We start from the raw sequence: 22,449 nt of genomic DNA, 5'->3' as shown, positions 1-22,449 counted from the left end.
TCGCGTGGCAGACGGGAGTGGAAATGCACAAGCACTACAACGGACTCAAGACCGTGGCGCTCTTCGGCGTTCTATGGGCGGTGCTGCTGGGACTGGGCGGGTTGATCGGGCTGAATACCCGTAGCTCAACGCCCATCTGGATCATGGCCCTGGTCGGGGTGGCCACCACCGCCTACGGTTACTGGAACAGCGACAAGATCGCCATCCGCTCCATGCAGGCCTATCCCGTGACCGAGGCCCAGGCCCCGCAGCTGCACCAGATCGTCAGTGAGCTCTCCGTCCGCGCCAACCAGCCCATGCCGCGCATCTACCTCTCGCCCACCATGAACCCCAACGCCTTCGCCACCGGCCGCAGTCCGAAGAACGCGGCGGTCTGCTGCACCGAGGGAATCCTCCAGCTGCTCGACGCGCGCGAACTCCGCGGAGTCCTGGGCCACGAACTCATGCACGTCTACAACCGGGACATCCTCACCTCGTCCGTGGCGGCCGCCGTCGCAGGCGTGATCACGTCTGTGGGCCAGATGCTCCTCTTCTTCGGAGGCGGGGACCGGAGGGGCGCCAATCCGCTGGCCATGATTGCCATGGCGCTCCTGGCACCGTTCGCGGCCTCGCTGATCCAGCTGGCTATCTCCCGCACCAGGGAGTACGACGCCGACGAGGACGGTGCGCAGCTTACCGGCGACCCTTTGGCGCTGGCCTCAGCCCTCGCCAAGATCGAGCGCGGCGTCACCATTGCGCCGCTGCCGCAGGACCAGCGGCTGGTGAACGCCTCGCACCTGATGATCGCCAACCCGTTCCGCGGCGGGGCGATGACCAAGCTTTTCGCCACCCATCCGCCCATGCGGGACCGGATTGCCCGGCTTGAGCGGATGGCCGGCAGGCCGCTGGTTTAGCTGCGGAAGTTCACGAACTGCAGGTCCGCTTCTTCAAAGTCCTTCAGCAGTGCCATGGTGGCCTGGAGGTCGTCGCGGGATTTGGATGTGACGCGCAGTTCATCGCCCTGGATCTGGGACTTGACCGATTTGGGGGCCTCGTCCCTGATGAGCTTGTTGATCTTCTTGGCCAGGTCCTGGGCGATGCCTTCCTTGATGGAGGCTTCCAGGCGGAACTCCTTGCCGGAGGCGTACGGCTCGCCGGTGTCCAGCGACTTGAGCGAGATGCCCCGCCGGATCAGCTTTGACTGGAGGACGTCCAGCACGGCAAGGACGCGTTCTTCGGAGTTGGCCTTCATGAGGATCTTTTCGCCGCTGAAGTCCACTTCAGCGCCGACGCCCTTGAAGTCGTACCGCTGGGCCAGTTCCTTCTGCGCCTGGTTCAGGGCGTTGGCCACTTCCTGCTTATCCACTTTGCTTACGACGTCGAACGTTGACTCGCCTGCCATGACTCTCCTTTTGCGGTGGTGCCGGGGTTGGGCCCTGTGCGCGGACGGGGCCGGGGATCACTGCCGTCAAGCCTAATACGGATACCCGTTCCCTAGGGTTCCGGACTTCACAGTTCCCTCTCAGCGGAAACGGGGACGGAGCCGCGCCTGATCCGCCATGAATTCCGCGCAGTTCCGCGGCTTCCGTGCTGTCGGGGAGTCCGATTCGATTCTTCGGCGGAAGTTCTGTAAAGTTGTCTTGCCCGCGGTTACCGGAAGCGGAACGGCCTGGAAACAGACGCTCTGCAGACTGCAGCCGGGGGTGATCTTCTTTTGAAGTTCGGCAGATTACCCGAGCGGCCAAAGGGGGCTGACTGTAAATCAGCTGGCAACGCCTACGGGGGTTCGAATCCCTCATCTGCCACAAAAATGAACACCCCGGTTTTCGAACCGGGGTGTTTTTCTTTGCACGGAGTTCGTGGTTCCTAAGCTTGTTCGCGGACCGGAACCTTCTCGTTTCGGGTCCGCGGACAAGCCTCTGACGGGGCCCGGCCGGGTGGAAAACCAGCCGTCGACACTGCCCGGCGCACCGGCGTAGGCTGGCAGCATCGGCGCATGTGCCCCGATGCCCTGCGTCGATACTTCCATCGATGAAGGAGGACCCAATGAGTGCTGTGCGTGAGTTTATGACCACTGACGCGCGCTGTATCAAGGAAAGCCAGTCCCTCGTGGACGCTGCCCGGATGATGATGGACCTGGATTGCGGATCGTTGCCCATCTGCGGTGACGACGGCAAGCTGACGGGCATGATCACCGACCGGGACATCGTCCTCAAGTGCGTTGCCACCGGCCGCAATCCGGCCGACATGCTGGCACGCGACCTCGCAACCGGCCGGCCGCACTGGATTGACGCCGATGCCAATGTGGACGCCGCGATTGAGCTGATGGAAAGGCACCAGATCAGGCGGCTGCCGGTCATTGCCGACCACAAACTGGTGGGCATCATCAGCCAGGGCGACATTGCCCGGAACTACACCGAACAGCGGGTTGGCGAGTTGGTGGAACACATTTCAGAGCGCCATCCCGCCTAGAGCAAAACGCCCGCTGAGGCAGCAGATGCCAAAGTAACGCCTGGCCTGTCCGCGGATCGGGTCCTTTCACAGGACCGGACCCGCGGACAACCTGTTAATGCAGCCAGCCCGGCTACATTCAGTTCAGCGCAATCAGCAGCATCTGGCTCGTCCCGGGAATGCAGGTCTGCAGGATGGCCCGCGGGAAGCTGCCGAACACGGCCACCACGTCGTTGGTGGTCCCGGGATTGGGAACCTGGCCACGGCCCGTTACCGTATACGTCCCGTACCCCGGCAGGCTCACCGTTTCACCTACCGCGATGCCGGAAAAGCGTGCCCACCCGCCGCAGAAGTCGTGCTCCGTGATGAACAGCGAGTAGCCGTCGTTTGGAGTGAAGTGGATGGGCCCGATGCACGCGTCGATCAGCTCTTGCCCGCCGGACCCTGCGACATAGATGGTCCGCACTGCGGGCGCGGGCGCCGGTGCAGGGGCCGGGGGCGGTGGAGCAGGGGCAGACGCGGGTACAGGGGCGGGGGCCGGATCGGGAGCCCCAGCAACCGCTGGAGCCGGAGGAGGTACGACGGCGGCGGGAGCCTTAGCGGGCGCCGGTGCCACCGCGGTCTGCCGGGCTGTGTAGTCCGCCATAGCAGGGCCTCCGGACGCAGCCGCACCGGCCGTCGTCGTGCCCGCCGTGGCCGTTTCAGCGCCGGGAACTGCGTCCGGCGCGCCAGGATGGGTGCTCAGGCTCAGGGCCCCGATGGTTATCGCTGCGGCAAGGGCGGCTCCGGCCATTCCGGCGTTGAACCTGAAACCCGGGACCGGGCCCCGAGCGGGCCAGCTGCGTGGTGCGTCGGTGGTGAAGTCATGGAAGGGAAGGGTGTTGAAGGGATCCTGTTGCGGGTTCATGGGCAGGCCGTCCAGCTACGGTCCTCCGGACGGGGCACGCCGCATCGAGGGCGGATATCCGGCACCCTGGAGTCGGACAGTTGATCACGGTGCGTAGGTGGCCCCGGCATCACGCCGGGCCACCTACGCCGGAAGCGACCGCATACCCAGAAAATACGGAAGCTTGAACGGGGGCGGATCCCGGCAGCCAACCCGGGAGGCCCGCCCTTGCGTGGTCCTAGGAGTTCCGAGTCTAGGAACGGCCCCGGAGGGGCGGCACGAGTAGGAGGTACGCGAATTTCCCGCCGGTGCAGTCATCCGCCTTGGGCGCGTACTCATGTGAGCACGCGGACCACTCGGCTCGGCCGCGGCAGCGACTCGAAACCGCTGTCACTTCTCGTTCGTCTCTATGCGTGTGGACGTCAGGTTGTCCTTCGGCTCCGCGACGGCGATATCGAGGGAGACCGTTGCTTCGATGCCCTGCCACGCCGCGATGTTGCCCAGCGCTTTGGACACCGCCGCCGCCTGAGCGTCCGTTACCACCAGGGGCCTGTCCGTCGAGTTCAGCCACTGGCTCGGGCACTGCTGCACCACGAAGCACCCGTAGGTGAATGTCGAGCCATTGATCACCCTGGCGCCTGAGGCCCGGACATGGCTGACCACGTCCACGCGCTGCAGCGTGCCGTTCTTGTAGCACCGGGCCGGGGTGGTGGATAGCACCTGCTGCCCCGGAGGAGTGAAGATACCGGCCTGGACGTAATCGTTCTCGCCGTTGACGAAACCGTCGAGCACCGTGCCGGCAGGGACACCGGCCCACAGCCACGACGAGTTCGTGGTCAGCGCTCCACGCGGTGCACAGCCGTACTGCGCGCCAAGGAGCGTCTGCTCGTGCCAGCCCTCGCCGCGGTAGCGCCAGCGGGTCGAAGCGTCCAAGGCCGACCTGTCGATGGACCATGTCCGGTGGTCGTCGGAGTAGTCGATTTCACGGTAAACGGTGTTCGCCCCGAGGTTCGCGACATGCACGCCGGCGTTCATTGCCTGAACCAGGGCGGCCCTCATCGGGTAGGAGTAGTACTCATCGTGGGCGGGCAGCCAGAGCGCACTGGTTCGCTGCGGAAGCTGGACCCCATAGGTATCCATGTCCTCGTCGGTCCAGTAGGTGACGTCGATCCCCTTGGACTCGGCCCAGTAGGTCAAACCACGCTCCAGCCCGAGATACTGCCCGGCTCCAAAGCCCTCGTCGTAGGGCCGGTCATAGGACAGCGTCGAACTCCCCGCGTTGGAGGTATAGAACGAGTACCCACCCCACCTGTTGTACGCCTGCCATGTCGAGGTCGCCTGCTGGATCAGCAGGTCGTGACGGACCGGGGTGTCGTCCCTCACCGTCAGCGGGGCGTATGTCGCTTCGCCGGCCGCGTCTTCCGCGCGCAGAAGGTAGACTCCCGGACGGAACTCCGTCGTAATCGGGACGCTCAGGGTTTCGGTCCACGACGATGCCGAGACGTTGTTATCGAGCACGGCGGGGCCCGGCTGGCTGCTGGCGGGGATGATTTCGGAGGTCCATACCTTCCGCCCACCCAGGCCCGCGTAGAAGCCCATCCGGTACGCTGTCACTGTCACCGGGCGCGAGGATTGGATGTGCAGCCCGACGCTCTCACCGCAGGCGGCACTCTGCTTGTCCGCCCACATGCTCATCGACGTCGACTGCGCCGTGATCGCCCATGCGCTGGTTCCGGCCAGTGCGTTCTCCCGGGCGATCGGAGCCCAAACAGAAGGGCATCCCGGGCCCGGTTCGGGCCATGGCTTGGCCGGCAGTGCTTCCATCGGTGCCGGGGGCACCGGGTTGACGGTCAGCGACCCGTACCCGGCCGTAAGGTAGCGGGTCCTCTCCACCGCGTTCATGCCCAGGCGATAGGTCGCCGCTTTTGGCAGCCGAAGGTTGTAGACCGGGATCGACAGCCTCGACCCGACGCTGACCGGGATGGGCCTGGTCGGCGTCCACCGCAGATAACCGGGCGCGTAGGTGCTGAGGGTGCCGTTAACCGAGGTCACCTTTCCACCGCTGCCCGGCGGGACGGCGAACTGGACGGCGGTCAGGGTTCCTGCGCTGGTGATCGTCGCCCGGTACGCGAGCGTGGTGGTGGCGTATGCCGTGGGGTTGGACGCCGTGACTGAGACATTGGGTGTCACGGAGACGCCGGCCGGGACCGGGACGTTGCCCGCACCGGCCTGCGCCGGGGTGACGCCGGTTCCCAACACGACCACCAGGGATGCGAGGAAGGTCTTCCACTTCATTTCAGTTCCCCCGCCTGGCGAACGTCTACGGCGCGGCCGTGTGCGGCGGCGCGCGGCCGCGTGCTGCGGGAAATCAGGGGGGCAGGGGCGTTGAGACTGTCTTGTTGCGGGTTCATGGGTAGGCCGTTCCAGCTACGGTCTTCCGGCCGGGGGCACGCAGCATCGCAAATGGATGAAGCGGCGACCGGTGTAGGACGGGATGATCAGGGAGCTCCGGTGGCCCCGGTATCACGCCGGTGCCCTGGAGCCGGAAGACTCCGCTAGACCAAGGTGCGGAGGCTTGAACGGGGGCGGATCCCGGCAGCCAACCCGGGAGGCCCGCCCTGCGTGGTCCTAGGAATCCCGAGTCTAGGAACGGACCCCGCGCCCGGCACGAGTACGCTGTACCCGGAAATCAGGGAGATTCGCCGGAACTCGTGCACGGGTGTACTCGCCTGGGGAACCGGGCTACTTGCCTGGCGGGCGGACTGCCCGCGCCCGCCGTCGACTCTTGTTACCAGCGGGTAACATAGGCGGCATGCACCTGATTCTGCGAACCATCCTGATGCTTTTCCGCTCTGCCCGGCGGACTCCGCTCACCATCTGGGACACGTCGTCGCTGCCGATGCGCGTCCTGCCCACCGATGTGGATATCGCCGTACACGTCAACAACGGCATGTATTTCTCGCTGATGGACCTTGGCCGGTTCGACCTCATGGTCCGCAGCGGCGTCTGGAAGCGCATGCGCCGGCGGGGCTGGTCTCCGGTCGCGGCGGGGGAGACCATCGCGTTCCGGAAGTCCCTCCAGCTATGGCAGCGTTACACCATAGAGACGCGCATCATCGGGCTGGACGCCAAAGCTGTCTACTTCGAGCAGCGCATGGTGTCCGACGGCGAAATTTACGCGCGCGCGTACATTGCCACCCGGCTGGTCGGCAGGGGGCGGCCGGTGAGCCAGGATGAGATCCTGGAAGAGTTCGGGCAGCCGCCGGCCGACCTGGTGCTGCCCGAGTGGATCCACGAGTGGCGGATTGCCAACGGGCTTCCCGGTGCCCGGACGCCCGCCCCGCACGCCTGGAACGCCTGACGCCCGTCCTGAACGGGTCAGGCCCCCACATCACGCTGTTCGAGTGCGGCGGCCGCCAGCACCACGAGCGCTGCGGAAAGTGCATACAGCCAGCCCGCGGCAGCCCAGTCCGCGCCGTTGGACACAGGCGAGTTTCCGTAAGCCCAGTGGTAAGGGCTCAGGTTCAGCAGCCACTCCACGTCCTCGCTCTGGCGGCCGACGGCGTTGAACACGTACCCGAGCACACCCACCGCCGCCCCGGCTGCCATGCCGGCGGTCCGGCGCCCGGTCACTGCCCCGGCACAGAGGGCTGCGGTACCGCTCAGGAGCGCCAGCCCGGCGAACAGGACAGCCGCGCCGAACAGGTTCTCCAGTTTGATCCCCAGCTGCGAGGGGCCGTTGAGGAATGACACCAGCAGGAACACCCAGGCAGCAAGCAGCACGACCCGCAAAGCAAGGGCCAGCGCCCGCTCCAGCACCACCTGCACCCGCCGCACTCCGTGGGCCAGGGTCAGCTCCAGCTGCCCCGACTCTTCGTCGCCGCCCACTGCCGACGCACCCCACGCGACGGAGGCGATGGTCATCAGCAAGAATCCCAACAACCCGTACAGCGTGGCCTGCGTATAGCCGGGGCCAGTGGCGATCTGGTCGTAGTTCAGCGCCTTGGTCATCTCCGCCGGGAGGGCGTCGATCATGCCCTGCATCTGCGCGCTGCCGCCGATGGACGGGTACAGCGGAAGGTACAGGAAGCACGCGCCCGCCAGCCCGGCGGCCCACGCCAGGGTGGAACGCCAGGAGTCAACGAAGGAGCGGCGAAACAGCGGGAGCGCGGTCTTCATCGTCCGTCCTCCTGCGGAACCGAGTACATCTTCAGGACGGCGTCCTCCAGGTCCGGTTCCTCCAGCACCAGGTCCGCGAGCTCCAGCCAGCCCAGCATTCGGACCAGCGGCTGGATGGGGCCGGAGAGGGACGCCGAAAGCGTCACCGAGCCGTCGGACTCAAGCACCTCGACGTTTCCGGCACCGGGCACCTCAGTGAGCAGCGCAACGGCGTCGTCCGCTGAAATTCCGTGCGCCGTGAACCGGACCCGCCGCTGGGCACCCTCGCGCAGGCCGCTGACGGATTCGACGGCGATGATGCGCCCGTCCCGCAGGATCGCCACCGTGTCCGCGGTCTGCTGCACCTCGCTCAGGACGTGCGAGCTGAGAAAAATGGTCTGTCCGCGGTGCCGGGCTTCACGGACCATCGCATGGAACTCCTGCTGCATCAAGGGGTCCAGTCCGCTGGTGGGCTCGTCCAAAACCAGCAGCTCGGGTTCGTGCATGAACGCCTGGACCAAACCGAGTTTCTGCTTGTTGCCTTTGGACAGTTTGCGCGTGTGGCTGTCGAGGTCCAGCCCCAGGCGTTCGGCGAGCTCGTTGATCCGGCCCTGCGGAACTGGTCCGCTGATGGCCTGGTAGTGGCTGAGGAGCTTCCGGCCCGTGACCCGCCCTTCCAGAAACAGTTCGCCCGGCAGGTAGCCGATGCGACGGCGCAGTTCCGGGCCCCCCGCCCGCGGGTCGGTGCCAAGGACGCGCACTTCGCCGCCGCTGGGCCGGATGATGTCCAGCAGACAGCGCATGGTGGTGGTTTTACCGGCGCCGTTAGGGCCAATGACGCCAAACACCGAGCCGGGCTCGACAGTGAAATCGACGCCGTGCAGAACTTCGCGCCGGCCAAAGCTCTTGGTCAGCGACCGGGCCGAAATCGCGGCCGTCATAAGCCCTCCTGATGATGTACGCCTCGCCTGCCCTTAGGCTAAGCGCCGGAAGGCGTGCTGTATACGGCCGAACGGCCCTTATTCCCGATGACGCGGGGAGCGAACACCGCCCGGTTCTGGATCCGTTCCGCGTAGCGTAGATACATGGCTACCCTCGACATCACTGGTGAACAGTTCGCATCGACCATTGAAGGAAACGACATTGTCCTGGTGGATTTCTGGGCGGAATGGTGCGGTCCCTGCAAGCAGTTCGGACCCACGTACTCCGCAGTTTCCGAGAAGCACCCGGACGTAGTGTTCGCCAAGGTGGACACGGAGGCTGAGCAGCAGCTCGCCGCCGAGGCCGGCATTTCCTCCATCCCCACCCTGATGGCGTTCCGTGAAAAGGTGCTGGTATTCTCCCAGCCCGGTGCGCTGAACGCCCAGCAACTGGAACAGGTTGTGGATGCGGTGAAGGCCCTGGACATGGAGGAAGTCCATGCCCACGTGGCCCGCCAGCGCGAAGAGGCCGCGGCCGCCGCCAGCAAGCCGGCCGGCCCCCAGGACGGTTCCCAGATCCCCGACCTCTAAGTCCTCTTAAACAGCGAAGCGGGACCCGTCCGGACGGGTCCCGCTTCGCTGTTAAGTGTTAGATCCGCTCCACCTTCACGGGCTCGGCCAGCAGCGCGCTCAGGGATTCGTTCAGGTCCTGCACCGCGATGCCCTTGGAGTGCTTCTCCAGGTCTTCCTCCGAGGCCCACTGTTCGGTCAGGACCAGCTTCTTCTCGGTGGCTTCCGTCAGTTCGTAGCGGATGCAGCCGGGTTCGTTCACCACTTCGTCAATGGCGATTTCCAGCGCGAGCTTCACGCGGAAGAATTCGCCTTCATTGGGGATGAACGTTGCCTGCAGGTCGATGGGTGCACTCATGCGTTTCAGAATACCGGCCGGCGCCGGCCAGGTGCGGTAGCGTGCCTTCATGCGTGCTTACACAGCCGGCGACACCGACGTCCCCCTGCTTGAAGAGACCATCGGCCACAACTTTGAACGGATCGCAGCACAGTTCCCGCTGCATGACGCGCTGATCGAGGCGGCCCCGGTCCCGGGTGCGGATGCCCGGCGATGGAGCTACACCAAGATGAACGACGACGTCGACCGCCTGGCGCGCGCCCTGCTCGCGTTGGGCGTTGCCAAGGGGGAGCGCGTGGGCATCTGGAGCCCCAACTGCGCCGAATGGACCCTCCTGCAGTACGCCACCGCCAAGGTGGGCGCCATCCTGGTCAACGTCAACCCGGCCTACCGAAGCCACGAGCTTGAGTTCGTGGTCAAGCAGAACGGCATGCGGATGCTGGTCGCCGCGCCCACGGACCGCAACAGCGACTACGTGGGCATGGCCCGTGGCGCGCTCACCACCTGCCCGGAGCTGCGCGAGCTCGTCTTCCTGCCGGCGCCGGGCGGGGAAGGGCCCGGCGGGGAGGCCTACGACGCCGGCGTCCCCCTCAGCGAGGCAGAGCTGACGTACGCCGAGCTGCTTCGGCGGGCTGACGCCGTCGGGCATTCCGTGCTGAAGGAGCGCATGGCGGACCTTGACCCGCACGACCCGATCAACCTGCAGTACACCTCCGGAACCACCGGTTTCCCCAAGGGCGCCACGCTGACGCACCACAACATCCTGAACAACGGCTACGCCATCGGGGAGCTGCTGGGCTACACGGAGAACGACCGCGTGGTAATCCCGGTGCCGTTCTACCACTGCTTCGGCATGGTGATCGGCAACCTGAACGCGCTGAGCCACGGTGCTGCCACCATCATCCCCGGGCGCGGATTCTCACCCGCCGCAGCCCTGGAGGCGGTGCAGGACTTCGGCGGGACGTCCCTGTACGGGGTCCCCACAATGTTCATCGCCGAACTGGCGCTGGAGGACTTCGCTTCCTACGATATTTCCACGCTGCGTACCGGCGTCATGGCCGGTTCGCCGTGCCCGGTGGAGGTGATGAAACGGGTCATCTCGGATATGCACATGAAGGATGTGGCCATCTGCTACGGCATGACCGAGACCTCTCCGGTCTCCACCATGACCCGGCAGGGGGACACGCTCCGGCAGCGCACGGAAACGGTGGGCCGGACCATGCCTCAGCTTGAGTCGCAAATTGTGGACCCGGCGTCGGGCGGGGTCCTGGAACGTGGGCAGATCGGCGAGCTGTGCACGCGCGGCTACGCCGTGATGGCGGGGTACTGGAACCAGCCGGAGAAGACTGCGGAGGCCATTGACGCCGACGGCTGGATGCACACCGGGGACCTGGCCCGCATGGATGATGACGGGTACCTGGTGATCGAGGGCCGGATGAAGGACATGGTGATCCGCGGCGGCGAGAACATCTACCCGCGCGAGATCGAGGAGTTCCTCTACGCCCACCCGGACATCCAGGACGTGCAGGTGATCGGGGTGCCGGACGCCAAGTACGGGGAAGAACTGATGGCCTGCGTCATCCTCAAGCCCGGTGCTGAAACCTTGGACGCGCACGCGCTGGCAGAGTTCTGCCGCGGGAAGCTGGCGCATTACAAGATTCCCCGTTACGTGGAGGTCCGCGAAAGCTTCCCCATGACGGTGTCCGGCAAGGTGCGCAAGGTGGAGATGCGTGAGGAAGCCGTGGCCCGCCTCCGCCTCTGACTGTCAGTGGCGGCGGTGGTCCTGGATAGTCATCCGCGGGCCGAACGTGGGCTTGCGGAAGCCGCTGGCCTGGATCATCCGCACCACGCGCTGGCGGTGGCCGGTCCAGGGCTCCAGCAGCCGGAGCATGCCGGCGTCGTCCGTGCGGCGGCCGGTCAGCGCAGCACCCACATAGGCGGCCAGGTGGTAGTCGCCCACGGAGATCGAGTCGGGGCAGCCGTGCGTGCGCTGCACCACCTCCGCCGCGGTCCAGATGCCGATGCCGGGGATGGTCTGCAGCTTGGCAGCTGCCTCCGCCGCGGGCAGCGCTGCCAGGCGTTCAAGCGCGGGGGCGGACCGCAGCGCCCGCATCACGGTGGCTGAACGCTGGGGTCCTACGCCGGCCCGGTGCCACTCCCAGCTGGGGACCTGGAGCCATTGCGCCGGGGTGGGCGGCAGCTTGAGTCCGGCGGGAGCAAGGGGGGCGCCGGGCGGTGGTGATCCGAATTTGTGCACCAGGTACCGGTAGGCCCGCCGTGCCTCGATGACCGTGACCTTCTGCTCCAGGATGATCGGCACCAGCTGGTCCACCATGCGCCCGCTGGCGGGAAGCCGCAAGGCACGGCTCTGCCGCCTGGCCTCGCGCACCATCCGGGGAAGCGTGGCATGGAAGACGGGTTCGTCGAAGGCAGACCAGTCGTCCCCGGAACCCAGGAGCCGGGGCACGGCGGCCACCGCCGCTTCCGAACCCGGGCCCCACGCCTGGGCATCAACCGCGCCGGCGTTCGCCGGGGCGAGGCGCAGCGTCACCGGGCCGTCCGGCGTCGTAAACGCGTTCCAAGCCGCGCCTTCCTGCACGCTGAAGGAGGGGTCGCTGGCACCGCGGAGGAGGGGGCCGATAGTGCGGAGGAGATCGAACTCGCCGCCCGAATGCCAGCGCAGCGAAGCGTCCGCCGCGGCGGCGAGCCGGGCGGGTGCTGCTGCGATGGTCATGCCTCCCATCGTCCCACGCCGCCCCGACATCGGCCGCGCCGCAGGCCGGCGGCGGGCAGCGGCAAACCGGAAGCGGTAGCTTAGTATCCATGAAGTACGCCCAGTCCGTTTTGGACCTCATTGGCAATACCCCGCTCATCAAGCTGAACCACGTCACGGACGGCATTAAAGCCACTGTCCTGGTCAAACTTGAGTACGTGAACCCAGGCGGATCCATCAAGGACCGCATCGCGGTGAAGATGATCGAGGACGCCGAGCGCGACGGCAAGCTCCAGCCGGGCGGGACCATTATCGAACCCACCTCGGGCAACACCGGTGTTGGCCTGGCGCTCGTGGCCCAGCAGAAGGGCTACAAGTGCATCTTCGTGGTCCCGGACAAGGTGGGCGAGGATAAGCGCGCGGTGCTCCAGGCGTACGGCGCGGAGGTCGTTGTGACCCCCACGTCCGTCCCGCCGGACAGCCCGCAGAGCTATTACGGAGTCTCTGACCGGCTGGTTCGGGAGACCCCCGGCGCGTATAAGCCGGACCAGTTCTCCAACCCCGCGGCGCCCGGCAGCCATTACGAGACCACCGGTCCGGAGATCTGGCGCGACACCGACGGCAAGGTCACCCACTGCGTGATCGGCGCCGGCACCGGCGGCACCATCACGGGCACGGGCCGCTACCTCAAGGAGGTGTCGGCGGACCGTCCGGAGTCCGACGGCGGCGTGGTCAAGATCATCGGCGCGGACCCCGAAGGTTCGGTCTACTCCGGCGGCACCGGCCGTCCCTACTTCGTCGAGGGCGTCGGCGAGGACATGTGGCCGGGCAACTACGACAAGTCCGTCCCGGACCGGGTGATCGCGGTCAACGACGGCGACTCGTTCGCCATGACGCGCCGGCTGGCCCGCGAGGAAGGGCTGCTGGTGGGCGGCTCCTCCGGCATGGCGGTGGTGGCTGCGCTCGAGGCGGCAAAGGATCTGCCCGAGGAGGCTGTCGTCGTCGTGATCCTGCCCGACTCCGGCCGCGGCTACCTGGCGAAAATCTTCAACGACCAGTGGATGCGCTCCTACGGCTTCCTCTCCGGCGGCGAGGAAACGTCCGTCGGCGAGGTGATCAAGTCCAAGAACGGCGAACTGCCGGACCTGGTGCACATCCACCCCAACGAGTCCGTCCGCGATGTCATCAACATCATGAACGAATTCGGCGTCAGCCACATCCCGGTCCTCTCGCAGGAACCGCCCGTGGTGATGGGTGAGGTCCTGGGCGCCGTGGATGAGCGGTCCCTCACGGCCAAGCTCTTCCGCGGCGAGGCGAAGCTGACGGACAAGATTTCCGAGCACATGGGCCCCAAGCTGCCCGTGATCGGGTCGCTGGAGACCATCTCGGCGGCCCGCGAAATGCTCTCAGATGTGGACACCCTGATGGTGACGTTCGTGGGGGCGCCGGTGGGAATCATCACCCGCCACGACCTCCTGGCCTACCTCAGCAACTGATCCGCGCCAACCCGAAAAGGAGCATTATGACTGCCTCTGAGAACCACGGCTTCAATACCAGGGCCGTGCACGCCGGCCAGGCTTTCGAACCGCGCACCGGCGCGGTGGTCCCGCCGCTGCACTTCAGCTCCACGTATGCCCAGGACGGCATCGGCGGGCTCCGCGACGGGTACGAGTACGGCCGCGGGGGCAACCCCACCCGTGACGCCCTGCAGGAGCAGCTGGCTGCTCTGGAGCTGGGCACCGACGCCTTCAGCTTCAGCTCCGGCCTGGCCGCGGAGGACGCCCTGATCCGCGCGCTCACCCGCCCGGGGGACCACATCGTGCTGGGCAATGACGCGTACGGCGGCACGTACCGGCTGATCAGCCGCGTGCTGGGGGAGTGGGGCATCGGGAACACCCCGGTGGACATGGCGGACCTGGATGCCGTGGCCAAGGCGGTGGCCGCGCAGCAGACCCGCATTGTCTGGGTGGAGACCCCCTCCAACCCGCTGATGAAGATCACCGATATCGCTGCGCTCGCCAAGGTAGCGCACGACGCCGGGGCCCTCCTTGTCGTGGACAACACCTTCGCGTCCCCCTACTTGCAGAACCCGCTTGCCCTGGGTGCCGACGTCGTGGTCCACTCCACGACGAAGTACATCGGCGGGCACTCCGACGTCGTCGGCGGCGCCGTGGTGGTCAAGGACGCGGAGCTGGCGGAGAAGATCGGCTTCGTGCAGTTCGCCGTCGGCGCCGTATCCGGTCCGATGGATGCCTTTCTGACCACCCGCGGCCTGAAGACCCTGGGCGTGCGGATGGACCGGCACAGCGAGAACGGCCAGGCGGTGGCCGAGTGGCTGCTGGAGCGTCCCGAGGTGGAGGCTGTGCTGTACCCGGGCCTGCCCTCGCACCCGGGCCATGAACTGGCGAAGCAGCAGATGAAGAAGTTCGGCGGCATGGTGTCCGTGCAGTTCAAGGGCGGCGAGGCGGCGGCGCGGGCAGTTGCGGAAAACACGTCCGTGTTCACGCTGGCCGAATCCCTTGGTGGCATCGAGTCGCTGATGAACTACCCGTCCGAGATGACCCACGCGTCCGTGAAGGGCACCGAGCTGGCCGTCCCGGTCAACCTGCTCCGGCTCTCCTGCGGCATCGAGGACGTGGAGGACCTGATCTCGGACCTCGAACAGGCGTTCCGCTCCATCCCCTAGCCCTCCCGCCCCGCGAGATGGCATTTAACGGCAATGTTGACCCCCAACACTGCCGCGAAGTGCCATCTCGCGGAACGACGAAAGATAGCAGCCGCATGAGCACAATGCCTGGTGCAACGGAACAGGCCGGCAACCAGGTGTCTCCGCAGCCCGGTCCGCGCCGCCGCCTCCACCCGGCCTGGGTGGTGGCGGCGGTGGCGTTCCTTGCCCTGGTGGGTGCTGCCGGCTTCCGTGCTGCCCCCGGCGTGCTCATGGTTCCACTACGGGAGGAGTTCGGCTGGTCCACCACGGTGCTGTCCGCCGCAGTGAGCATCAACCTGGTGCTGTTCGGCCTCACCGCCCCGTTTGCCGCGGCGTTGATGGAGCGCTTCGGAATCAGGGCGGTTACCGCCACTGCGCTGGTGCTGATCGGCATGGGCAGCGCGCTCACTGTCCTGGTGAACCAGTCCTGGCAGATCCTGCTGACGTGGGGCCTGCTGATCGGCCTGGGGACGGGGTCCATGGCGCTGGTGTTCGCCGCGACCATCGCCAATACGTGGTTCGTGAAGAGCAGGGGGCTGGTAATTGGCATGCTCACCGCGGGCAGTGCGGCCGGGCAGTTGGTCTTCCTGCCGTTTATCGCCATGCTTGCCCAGGACCCGGGCTGGCGGCAGGCTTCCCTGCTGATCGCTGCGGGCGCCCTGGCAGTGGTTCCGCTGGTGTTGAAGTTCCTGAAGAACTCCCCGCAGGACGCAGGTGTGCTGCCTTACGGGGCGGACCCGTCCGGCGCCGCTCCAGTCCCTCCGGCGCGGCACCCCGGGGACAGCGGCAACGCGGCGGTCCGTGCCCTTCAGGTGCTGCGCCGGGCAAGCCGGGTGCGGACGTTCTGGGCGCTGGCGGCCGGGTTCGCGATCTGCGGCGCCACCACCAACGGGCTGATCGGCACCCACTTCATCCCGAGTGCCCATGACCACGGGATGCCCGAAACCACCGCGGCGGGACTGCTGGCCGTCGTCGGAATTTTCGACATCCTGGGAACCATCGCGTCCGGCTGGCTGACCGACCGCTTCAACCCGCGCATCCTGCTGGCGGTTTACTACCAGTTCCGCGGGATCGGCCTGCTGGTGCTGCCAATGCTGCTCAGCACGGAGGTCCAGCCCAGCATGATCGTGTTCGTGGTGATTTATGGCCTGGACTGGGTGGCCACCGTGCCGCCCACGGCCGCGATCTGCCGGGAGACCTTCGGCGCGGACGGCAGTGTGGTGTTCGGCTGGGTGTTCGCCGCGCACCAGCTGGGGGCCGCGGCAGCTGCCCTGGCGGCAGGCGCCATCCGGGACTCCACCGGGCACTACACCTATGCCTGGCTGGGTGCCGCGGCGATGTGCACCGTGGCCGCCGTGGTCAGTGCCACCATCCGCAAGGACAGCAAGCCCCGGGAATCCCTCCCTGCCCCTACGGCGTAAGCGCCCGCCATCGAGATGGCATTTCGCAGCAGTCCCGGCGGGAAACATTGCTGCGGACTGCTCCCCAGCCGCTCCCTCGCCTCGCAAGCTCTGCCAGGGAGCCCTGCGGGCGTGGGCCCGTCTCGCGGACTGCCGCCGGCCGCGCCGTTACGCTGGTGCCATGGAACCTCCCGTCGAAGTACCTGCCCGTCCGGTTGCGCTCGTTACGGGGGCTGGGCGGCTGGCCGGCATCGGCGCCGGAATTGCCCGGCACCTGGCCGCGGACGGCTGGGACCTGGCCCTGGCGTACTGGCACCCCTACGATGCCCGCATGCCGTGGGGAAGCCAGCCGGACGACGTCGTACGCCTGATTGCCGAGCTGGAAGTCATCGGCGCCCGCGTCCACCTGTTGCCCGCGGACCTGGCGGATCCCGCCGCGGCGGAGAAGCTGGTGGCGGACGCGGTAGAGCTGGCCGGTCCGCTGCGGGGCCTGGTGCTCAGCCACGCGGAATCGGTCGATTCGGGCATCCTGGACACCACACTCGAATCGTTTGAGCGCCACTTCGCTGTCAATACCCGCGCCAGCTGGCAGCTGATCGCAGCGTTCGCGCGGCAGGCAACGGACGACGGCGGCGCCATCGTTGCGCTGACCAGTGACCACACAGCGTTCAACCTTCCGTATGGGGCCTCGAAGGGGGCACTGGACCGGATCGTCATTGCCGCAGCGCGGGAGCTGGGACCGCAGGGCATCTCGGCCAACGCGCTGAACCCAGGGCCGGTCGACACGGGCTGGATGACCCCGGAACTGAGGGATGCGCTCGCCGAACGCCAGCCGACCGGACGCCTGGGCACGCCGGCGGATGTCGCCGCCACGGTGGCGTTCCTGCTCTCGCCGGCCGGGCGCTGGGTGTCGGGCCAGCTGATCAAGGCCGATGGCGGGTTCTCGGCCTGAGCAGGACCGGTGCTGCGGGCCCGAGCCCTACACTGGTGCCATGGAAACCGCCTCCGTCCTTGCCGTGTGCCGCGTCCACCAGCTCCTCGAAGACGCCGGCGGGGTAGGGGTCACGGCTATTGACAAGCGACCCGCGGACGGACAGGTCAAAGTCCATAGACTGGGGCTGCGCGGCGACATCCAGGCGGACAGGTTCAACCACGGCGGTGAGGACCAGGCGGTGTACGCCTACTCCCAGGCGGACGCCGACTTCTGGGCGCAGGAGCTGGGCCGTGAACTGCCGCCGGGCATCTTCGGCGAGAACCTTCGCGTGGCCGGCATCGACGCCACCGGCGCGGTGATCGGGGAGCGCTGGAAGATCGGGCTGGACGTCGAGCTGGAAGTTACCTCACCGCGCGTCCCATGCGCCACGTTCCAGCGGCGCATGGACCAGCCGCAGTGGGTCAAGCGCTTCACCGAAGAAGGCCGCGTGGGCACCTACCTGCGGGTCGTCCACACCGGCGCCATCCAGGCCGGAGACCACATCCACCGCACCTTCGTTCCCCGCCACGGCATCACCGTGGGGCAGTGGTTCAGCGAGCCCACACCGGATCTTGTCGACGCCCTGCGCGATGCCGAGGCCGACGGCGAGATCCGCCTCCAGGACGAGTACCACGCCAAGTTTGACGCCGTTCTCCGCCGCTTCGGCAGGTGACACCCGGCGAAGCCCGCCGTCGCCCGGCCGGCCATGTGCGCAAGCTCACCGCCGCCGTCGTCCGCTGAATTTCCGGAAGGGCGCACCGGTGTCCTACACTTGAAACATCCCCCACTCCGGAAATCCCTTATTCCTGCCCAATTTTTGAGGCAGGACTGGCAAGTGTTGGGGCCCGCGCAAGCGATGCGGGCATTTTCATAGGGAGAGCCGGCTAAAGAAAACGCTGTACAGACTGCTGGGATAGCAGCCAAGAGATGCAGCGCGAAGTCCTGCCACGGGATTGCGAAAGCGCCGGACTTCTGTGACCGGCCGGTCAATGTTTGCCCGGCACCCACGGCACACGTACTGCGGCTCCGCTCACCTCGGGTAGTGCCGCCTGGCCCCCTATGGATGAGGAATCTTTCCCTATGCCCGAAAATCAGAACGAAAATTACGACGCCGACACCACCGTGAACGACGCCGCAGCAGCTTCCGCGGTCGCCGCCGAAGCCCCCGCAGCTCCCGCTGCCGAAACACCGGTCGCTGAAACGACGGCCGCTGAAACTCCGGCCGCCCGCCCCGAGGCGGACGCCGAGGACAACACCGTCAAGTTCGCCGACCTCGGCATTGACGGCCGCGTCCTCGCCGCGCTGCAGGATGTCGGCTACGAAAAGCCGTCCCCCATCCAGGCAGCCACCATCCCGCTGCTGCTCGAAGGCCGCGACGTCGTGGGCCTGGCGCAGACCGGTACCGGCAAGACTGCAGCATTCGCAGTGCCGGCACTGTCCCGCCTGGCCGAACTGCACGACCTCAACGGCCCGTCCCGCAAGACGCAGGCCCTGGTCCTCGCCCCGACCCGTGAGCTGGCGCTCCAGGTTGCAGAGGCCTTCACCTCCTACGCCAAGCACATCGACGACTTCACCGTCCTCCCCGTCTACGGCGGGTCCGCCTACGGCCCCCAGCTGGCCGGCCTGCGCCGCGGTGCCCAGGTCGTCGTCGGTACCCCCGGCCGCGTGATCGACCACATCTCCAAGGGTTCCCTGGACCTGTCCGAACTCCAGTACCTGGTGCTGGACGAGGCCGACGAAATGCTGCGGATGGGCTTCGCCGAAGACGTGGAGCAGATCTTCCAGCAGACCCCGTCGGACCGCCAGGTGGCGCTGTTCTCGGCAACCATGCCCAGCCAGATCCGCCGCATGTCCAAGCAGTACCTGAACGATCCCGCAGAGATCTCGGTCAAGACCAAGACCTCCACGGGCACCAACATCCGCCAGCGCTACCTGCAGGTCATGGGTCCGCACAAGCTGGACGCGCTGACCCGCATCCTCGAGGTGGAAGAGTTCGACGGCGTCATCGCCTTCGTGCGCACCAAGATGGCCACCGAGGACCTGGCTGACAAGCTGAAGTCCCGCGGTTTCCAGGCTGCCGCCATCAACGGCGACATCCCGCAGCAGCAGCGTGAACGCACGGTTGACGCGCTGAAGGAAGGCCGCATCGACATTCTGGTGGCCACCGACGTCGCCGCCCGCGGCCTGGACGTGGAACGCATCAGCCACGTGGTCAACTACGACATCCCGCACGACACTGAGTCCTACGTGCACCGCATCGGCCGCACGGGCCGCGCCGGCCGCAACGGTGATGCGATCCTCTTCATGACGCCGCGTGAGAAGTACCTGCTGCGCGCCATCGAGAAGGCCACCCGCCAGCCGGTTGAGCAGATGCACCTGCCCACCGCCGAGACCGTGAACACGCTGCGCCTGGGCAAGTTCGCCGAGCGCATCACCGAGACCCTCGCCTCCGAGGACGTCTCCATGTTCCGTGACCTGATCGCCTCCTACGAGGAAGAGCACAAGGTGCCGGCAGCCGAAATCGCTGCGGCCCTTGCTGTGATGGCCCAGGGCGGCCAGCCGCTCCTGGTCAAGGAACTGCCGGCAGCTCCCGAGTTCCAGAAGCGCGAACGGTCCAAGGACGGCTTCGGCTCCCGGGGCCCGACCCGCCAGCTCACCGAGGGCAACGCCACCTACCGGATCGCCGTGGGCCGCCGCCAGCGCGTCATGCCCGGCTCCATCGTGGGCGCCATCGCCAACGAGGGCGGCATCTCGTCCTCGCAGATCGGCGGCATCGACATCCGTTCGGACCACTCCCTGGTGGAGCTGCCCGCGGACCTGAGCGCCGAGCAGCTGCGCGCCCTGTCCCGCACCCGGATCGGCGGCGAGCTGATCCACCTCGAGCTGGACAACGGCCGCCGTCCCTCCGGCGACCGCCCCAGCTACCAGGGCAGCCGTGGCGGCGACCGTGGCGGCAACTTCAAGGGCAGCGGCGGCTTCAAGCGCGAGTTCCGCAAGAACGACGGCGAGCGGTCCTCTGCCGACCGCGGTGGACGTTCGTACAGCGAGCGTTCCGGCGACTCCCGCTTCGGCGGGCACGGTGACGGCTCCCGCAAGCCCCGCGGCAATGACAGCGGCCACCGCGACTTCAACCGCAAGGGCAAGTGGTAGGCCTTCCGCGAAGGTTACTGATTGACAACGGCGATGGGCCGGCTTTCGAGCCGGCCCATCGGCATTTAATGTCCATGATGTGGGTCTTGCCACATTCGTTCCCGGCCGCGGTGGCGGGGCAGCCCCGGCGGTGCTTTTCCGACGTCGGAGGCCAGGGACATAGTGGTCCGTGGATCCCCGGAATTCCGCGGAAGAACGGGGCTCCGGGACGCTCCGGGTACGCACGCCGCACGGCCCCGGAACTGCCCGGACCGCCGATTTGTTGGTGGGAAAATCTTCCGGTAGAGTATTTACTCGTTGCCCCCCTAGCTCAGTGGTAGAGCGCGTTCTTGGTAAGAACGAGGTCACCGGATCGATTCCGGTGGGGGGCTCTGAATGAGGGCCTGTGTCAAGGCGGTTTTGACCGGCTTGACACAGGTTTTTCTCATTCGTGGCGGTGTAGCTCAGTTGGTTAGAGCGCACGACTCATAATCGTGAGGTCGGGAGATCGAGCCTCCCCACCGCTACATATAAAGCCCCCGGAATCTCAGAGATTCCGGGGGCTTTTCCGTTGGATGGGCAGGTCCCACGTGCAGAGCGTTTCCGTTGCCGTTTGGGCCCTACGCGTGGTCGTCGCCGCGCATGCGGACGGCTACGACGACGCCGGAGGCTGCGGTGAGCGCGGCAATGGCGGCGGTGGCGGTGGGAATGCCATAGAGGTCGGCGAGGATGCCGGACAGAAGCGCACCGACGGCGAATCCGCCGTCGCGCCACAATCGATAGACTCCCACGGACCGCGCCCGCCAGGCAGGGTGGGCAACGTCCCCGATGGCGGCCAGCAGGGTTGGGTAGACCATGGCCGTGCCGAGTCCCAGGACGATGGCAGCGGCGAGCCAGGGCGCGAAGCTGTGGGCTGAGGCGGTGATGACCAGGCCTGCGGCCTGGACCAGCATGCCGGCCGTGATGAACCATTTGCGGCCCCACCGGTCCGAGGCGGCGCCAGTGACCAGTTGGGCGGCGCCCCAGGCAGCGGGGTAGGCGGCGGCCAGGATGCCGACCTGGCCAAGGCTCAGCCCGGCGCTGGCGAAAAGGACGGGGAAGAGGCCCCAGGCCAGCCCGTCATTGAGGTTGTTCACCAGGCCGGCCTGGCTTGCGGCGGAGAGGGAGCGGTCTTTGAAGCTGGTGAGGGTGAACACCTGGCCAGTGGTGAGTCCTGCGTGGGCGCTGCTGTGGACAGCGGCATGCTGGGCGGCCTCGGCCTTGGCGTGGTGTCGGGTTTCCCTGACGGCAAGAACCGTCAATCCCAGGCCCAGGGCGATGTAGGCGGCTCCGAGCAGGAAAGGGGCCGGACGGAGTCCGAAGGAGGTGGCCAGGTAGCCGGTGGCCAGTGCTGTGACAGCCACGCCCAGGTAGCCCGCCGCCTCGTTGAACCCCATGGCCAGGCCGCGCTGTCTCGGGCCCACGAGGTCCATTTTCATAATGACGGCGGTGGACCAGGTAAGGCCTTGGCTGATGCCCAACAGTATGTTGGCCGCCACGATCCAGGCCCAGGACGGGCCGAAGATGAGCATGAGCGGGACCGGTACAGCCGCCAGCCAGCCGGCGATGAGGACCGGTTTGCGGCCGTATTTGTCCGAAAGCGTGCCGGCGAAGTAGTTCATCGCGGCCTTGGAGAGGCCGAACGCCAGAATGTAGGTCAGTGCGCCGGTGTACAGGTCCAGGTGAAATTCCTGGGAGGCCAGCAGGGGCAGGACCGTGCGCTCCTGGCCCAGGGTTCCGCCCACCAGGGCGTTGACGGCCACCAGCAGCATGAACTGCGCCAGGTTCTGGCGCAGACCCAGCGCCGGGCCGGCTGAACCGGAGGCGTCGAATAGTGTTTTGCCCGGCATTGCTTTGTCCGTCCTGGTGGTGTGGCAGAAGGGTGGCCGGGGCGCGTTGAAGGAACGCGCCCCGGCCCGGAGCCCGGGCTGGAGTGGCCTGCCCGGGCTGATGGAGGGGTAGTGGGGCCTGGTTAGGCTGCAGGGACGCTGTTGTGCCAGGCCTCCCAGGCGGCGTAGCTGCCGTCGAGCTCGACCACGTCGTATCCTGCCCGGCGCAGGGCGCTGGCCGCTACGGAGTTGCGGACGCCGGACTGGCAGTACGTCACGATGGTCCCTTCGCCCGGGAGCTTGTCCAGGTGCCACATGATGCGGCCGGCGCCTAGCTGGGCAGAGCCGGGGATATGCC

20 protein-coding genes and 3 tRNA genes are annotated in these 22,449 nt (G+C 67.0%); 14 read left to right on the top strand and 9 right to left on the bottom strand.

All coding sequences use genetic code 11. The features are described from left to right. Positions 1–23 precede the first annotated feature (23 nt). Positions 24–893: a zinc metalloprotease HtpX gene (gene htpX, locus ACIQCN_RS13880; protein ID WP_400611391.1), complete on the top strand. Its 870-nt coding sequence runs from the start codon at positions 24–26 to the stop codon at positions 891–893. Here htpX and ACIQCN_RS13875 read toward each other — a convergent pair. Further along, entirely contained in the window at positions 890–1,381 is a 492-nt protein-coding gene (locus tag ACIQCN_RS13875; RefSeq protein WP_079596566.1) for a YajQ family cyclic di-GMP-binding protein, read from the bottom strand. The two genes, htpX and ACIQCN_RS13875, sit on opposite strands and share 4 nt — an antisense overlap. 321 nt (positions 1,382–1,702) lie before the next feature. Here ACIQCN_RS13875 and ACIQCN_RS13870 point away from each other — a divergent pair. Together ACIQCN_RS13870 and ACIQCN_RS13865 are read left to right on the top strand one after the other, a co-directional pair. Continuing rightward, positions 1,703–1,784 (top strand) — tRNA-Tyr (locus tag ACIQCN_RS13870). A 241-nt stretch (positions 1,785–2,025) separates the two neighbouring features. Beyond that, positions 2,026–2,451 (top strand): CBS domain-containing protein, encoded by a 426-nt coding sequence (locus ACIQCN_RS13865; protein ID WP_400604520.1) that lies wholly within the window; start codon positions 2,026–2,028, stop codon positions 2,449–2,451. A gap of 118 nt (positions 2,452–2,569) precedes the next feature. Here the strand turns inward: ACIQCN_RS13865 and ACIQCN_RS13860 are convergent, their stop codons facing one another. Continuing rightward, on the bottom strand, positions 2,570–3,337 hold the full coding sequence (locus ACIQCN_RS13860) for a peptidoglycan-binding protein (protein WP_400611390.1): 768 nt from the start codon (positions 3,335–3,337) through the stop codon (positions 2,570–2,572). Positions 3,338–3,706: 369 nt separating this feature from the next. After that, on the bottom strand, positions 3,707–5,611 hold the full coding sequence (locus ACIQCN_RS13855) for a N,N-dimethylformamidase beta subunit family domain-containing protein (RefSeq protein WP_400611389.1): 1,905 nt from the start codon (positions 5,609–5,611) through the stop codon (positions 3,707–3,709). Between the two features lie 517 nt (positions 5,612–6,128). Between ACIQCN_RS13855 and ACIQCN_RS13850 the strand changes: the two genes are divergently transcribed. Then, positions 6,129–6,677 (top strand): acyl-CoA thioesterase, encoded by a 549-nt coding sequence (locus tag ACIQCN_RS13850; RefSeq protein ID WP_400604517.1) that lies wholly within the window; start codon positions 6,129–6,131, stop codon positions 6,675–6,677. Between the two features lie 17 nt (positions 6,678–6,694). Here the strand turns inward: ACIQCN_RS13850 and ACIQCN_RS13845 are convergent, their stop codons facing one another. Continuing rightward, on the bottom strand, positions 6,695–7,495 hold the full coding sequence (locus tag ACIQCN_RS13845) for an ABC transporter permease subunit (protein WP_400604515.1): 801 nt from the start codon (positions 7,493–7,495) through the stop codon (positions 6,695–6,697). Then, positions 7,492–8,415, bottom strand: a complete 924-nt coding sequence (locus ACIQCN_RS13840) for an ABC transporter ATP-binding protein (RefSeq protein WP_400611388.1) — start codon at positions 8,413–8,415, stop codon at positions 7,492–7,494. Before ACIQCN_RS13840 ends, ACIQCN_RS13845 begins: the two co-directional genes overlap by 4 nt. A 144-nt stretch (positions 8,416–8,559) precedes the next feature. On the opposite strand from ACIQCN_RS13840, the gene trxA reads away from it, so the two are divergent. After that, positions 8,560–8,985, top strand: coding sequence for a thioredoxin (gene trxA / locus ACIQCN_RS13835; protein WP_400604511.1), 426 nt, complete (start codon positions 8,560–8,562; stop codon positions 8,983–8,985). A gap of 58 nt (positions 8,986–9,043) precedes the next feature. Here trxA and ACIQCN_RS13830 read toward each other — a convergent pair whose 3' ends face one another. Next, entirely contained in the window at positions 9,044–9,322 is a 279-nt protein-coding gene (locus ACIQCN_RS13830; protein WP_400604509.1) for a putative quinol monooxygenase, read from the bottom strand. A gap of 49 nt (positions 9,323–9,371) precedes the next feature. Between ACIQCN_RS13830 and ACIQCN_RS13825 the strand changes: the two genes are divergently transcribed. Next, positions 9,372–11,063: an AMP-binding protein gene (locus ACIQCN_RS13825; RefSeq protein ID WP_400611387.1), complete on the top strand. Its 1,692-nt coding sequence runs from the start codon at positions 9,372–9,374 to the stop codon at positions 11,061–11,063. A 3-nt stretch (positions 11,064–11,066) separates the two neighbouring features. Here ACIQCN_RS13825 and ACIQCN_RS13820 read toward each other — a convergent pair whose 3' ends face one another. Further along, a complete protein-coding gene (locus ACIQCN_RS13820) occupies positions 11,067–12,035 on the bottom strand; it encodes a DNA-3-methyladenine glycosylase family protein (protein ID WP_400604505.1) in 969 nt (322 codons plus the stop codon). Between the two features lie 89 nt (positions 12,036–12,124). On the opposite strand from ACIQCN_RS13820, the gene ACIQCN_RS13815 reads away from it, so the two are divergent. The 8 genes from ACIQCN_RS13815 to ACIQCN_RS13780 all read left to right on the top strand — a co-directional run bounded on the left by ACIQCN_RS13815 (position 12,125) and on the right by ACIQCN_RS13780 (position 20,750). Beyond that, on the top strand, positions 12,125–13,510 hold the full coding sequence (locus ACIQCN_RS13815) for a cystathionine beta-synthase (protein ID WP_400604503.1): 1,386 nt from the start codon (positions 12,125–12,127) through the stop codon (positions 13,508–13,510). A gap of 26 nt (positions 13,511–13,536) precedes the next feature. After that, positions 13,537–14,700, top strand: a complete 1,164-nt coding sequence (locus ACIQCN_RS13810; RefSeq protein ID WP_400611386.1) for a cystathionine gamma-synthase — start codon at positions 13,537–13,539, stop codon at positions 14,698–14,700. A gap of 95 nt (positions 14,701–14,795) precedes the next feature. Beyond that, entirely contained in the window at positions 14,796–16,142 is a 1,347-nt protein-coding gene (locus ACIQCN_RS13805) for an MFS transporter (protein WP_400611385.1), read from the top strand. Between the two features lie 160 nt (positions 16,143–16,302). Next, positions 16,303–17,073: an SDR family oxidoreductase gene (locus ACIQCN_RS13800; protein ID WP_400611384.1), complete on the top strand. Its 771-nt coding sequence runs from the start codon at positions 16,303–16,305 to the stop codon at positions 17,071–17,073. A 40-nt stretch (positions 17,074–17,113) separates the two neighbouring features. After that, a complete protein-coding gene (locus ACIQCN_RS13795; RefSeq protein ID WP_400611383.1) occupies positions 17,114–17,767 on the top strand; it encodes an MOSC domain-containing protein in 654 nt (217 codons plus the stop codon). Positions 17,768–18,174: 407 nt separating this feature from the next. Next, a complete protein-coding gene (locus ACIQCN_RS13790) occupies positions 18,175–20,244 on the top strand; it encodes a DEAD/DEAH box helicase (protein ID WP_400611382.1) in 2,070 nt (689 codons plus the stop codon). A 299-nt stretch (positions 20,245–20,543) separates the two neighbouring features. Further along, positions 20,544–20,615 (top strand) — tRNA-Thr (locus ACIQCN_RS13785). 61 nt (positions 20,616–20,676) lie between these two features. Then, a tRNA-Met gene (locus ACIQCN_RS13780) sits at positions 20,677–20,750 on the top strand. 93 nt (positions 20,751–20,843) lie between these two features. Here ACIQCN_RS13780 and ACIQCN_RS13775 read toward each other — a convergent pair. After that, positions 20,844–22,112 carry an MFS transporter gene (locus ACIQCN_RS13775; protein WP_400611381.1) on the bottom strand — a complete coding sequence of 423 codons (1,269 nt, stop codon included), beginning with the start codon at positions 22,110–22,112 and terminating at the stop codon, positions 20,844–20,846. A 122-nt stretch (positions 22,113–22,234) separates the two neighbouring features. Further along, positions 22,235–22,449: rhodanese-like domain-containing protein (locus ACIQCN_RS13770; RefSeq protein WP_400611380.1), on the bottom strand; the 215-nt coding region annotated here is incomplete at its 5' end.

Source organism: Pseudarthrobacter sp. NPDC092424, assembly GCF_044754925.1.
Lineage (GTDB): Bacteria > Actinomycetota > Actinomycetes > Actinomycetales > Micrococcaceae > Arthrobacter.
This window is presented reverse-complemented; position numbering and strand designations above follow the sequence as displayed.

Bases quoted from the DNA above. Each gene is read 5' to 3' on its own strand.
- ACIQCN_RS13790 (WP_400611382.1), top strand. From the start codon at position 18,175: ATGCCCGAAAATCAGAACGAAAATTACGACGCCGACACCACCGTGAAC.
- ACIQCN_RS13840 (WP_400611388.1), bottom strand. From the start codon at position 8,415: ATGACGGCCGCGATTTCGGCCCGGTCGCTGACCAAGAGCTTTGGCCGG.
- ACIQCN_RS13855 (WP_400611389.1), bottom strand. From the start codon at position 5,611: ATGAAGTGGAAGACCTTCCTCGCATCCCTGGTGGTCGTGTTGGGAACC.
- ACIQCN_RS13875 (WP_079596566.1), bottom strand. From the start codon at position 1,381: ATGGCAGGCGAGTCAACGTTCGACGTCGTAAGCAAAGTGGATAAGCAG.
- ACIQCN_RS13850 (WP_400604517.1), top strand. From the start codon at position 6,129: ATGCACCTGATTCTGCGAACCATCCTGATGCTTTTCCGCTCTGCCCGG.
- trxA (WP_400604511.1), top strand. From the start codon at position 8,560: ATGGCTACCCTCGACATCACTGGTGAACAGTTCGCATCGACCATTGAA.
- ACIQCN_RS13810 (WP_400611386.1), top strand. From the start codon at position 13,537: ATGACTGCCTCTGAGAACCACGGCTTCAATACCAGGGCCGTGCACGCC.
- ACIQCN_RS13845 (WP_400604515.1), bottom strand. From the start codon at position 7,495: ATGAAGACCGCGCTCCCGCTGTTTCGCCGCTCCTTCGTTGACTCCTGG.
- ACIQCN_RS13830 (WP_400604509.1), bottom strand. From the start codon at position 9,322: ATGAGTGCACCCATCGACCTGCAGGCAACGTTCATCCCCAATGAAGGC.
- ACIQCN_RS13865 (WP_400604520.1), top strand. From the start codon at position 2,026: ATGAGTGCTGTGCGTGAGTTTATGACCACTGACGCGCGCTGTATCAAG.
- ACIQCN_RS13805 (WP_400611385.1), top strand. From the start codon at position 14,796: ATGAGCACAATGCCTGGTGCAACGGAACAGGCCGGCAACCAGGTGTCT.
- htpX (WP_400611391.1), top strand. From the start codon at position 24: ATGCACAAGCACTACAACGGACTCAAGACCGTGGCGCTCTTCGGCGTT.
- ACIQCN_RS13820 (WP_400604505.1), bottom strand. From the start codon at position 12,035: ATGACCATCGCAGCAGCACCCGCCCGGCTCGCCGCCGCGGCGGACGCT.
- ACIQCN_RS13860 (WP_400611390.1), bottom strand. From the start codon at position 3,337: ATGAACCCGCAACAGGATCCCTTCAACACCCTTCCCTTCCATGACTTC.
- ACIQCN_RS13815 (WP_400604503.1), top strand. From the start codon at position 12,125: ATGAAGTACGCCCAGTCCGTTTTGGACCTCATTGGCAATACCCCGCTC.
- ACIQCN_RS13800 (WP_400611384.1), top strand. From the start codon at position 16,303: ATGGAACCTCCCGTCGAAGTACCTGCCCGTCCGGTTGCGCTCGTTACG.
- ACIQCN_RS13825 (WP_400611387.1), top strand. From the start codon at position 9,372: ATGCGTGCTTACACAGCCGGCGACACCGACGTCCCCCTGCTTGAAGAG.
- ACIQCN_RS13795 (WP_400611383.1), top strand. From the start codon at position 17,114: ATGGAAACCGCCTCCGTCCTTGCCGTGTGCCGCGTCCACCAGCTCCTC.
- ACIQCN_RS13775 (WP_400611381.1), bottom strand. From the start codon at position 22,112: ATGCCGGGCAAAACACTATTCGACGCCTCCGGTTCAGCCGGCCCGGCG.